At 64.3% G+C, this 322-nt stretch carries 1 protein-coding gene; it reads left to right on the plus strand.

The window, feature by feature from the left end:
- On the plus strand, positions 1–301 hold a 301-nt coding region (locus tag V5F48_RS25085), incomplete at its 5' end, for a transposase (protein ID WP_394260665.1).
- Positions 302–322: the final 21 nt, after the last annotated feature.

Raw genomic sequence — 322 nt, forward strand, 5'->3', positions numbered from 1 at the left:
GGCACGCCTTGTCCTCGACGCCTTGCCGCCGGCCAGGAGCTTGATCGCCGACCGCGGCTACGACAGCGCCTGGTTCCGGGACGCCCTCGTCGCCAAGGGCATCACGCCCTGCATTCCCTCCACGCGCAGCCGCAAGCGGCCTTATCCCTACGACAAGGCTCTCTACCGCCAGCGGCACAAGGTCGAGAACCTGTTCGCCAAGCTCAAGGACTGGCGCCGCATAGCGACCCGATACGACCGATGCGCCCACACCTTCTTCTCAGCCATCTGCATCGCCGCAACCGTTATCTTCTGGCTGTGATTAGTGAGTCCTGAGCCTAGC

The organism is Xanthobacter autotrophicus ATCC 700552 (genome assembly GCF_043194565.1).
Lineage (GTDB): Bacteria > Pseudomonadota > Alphaproteobacteria > Rhizobiales > Xanthobacteraceae > Xanthobacter > Xanthobacter autotrophicus_F.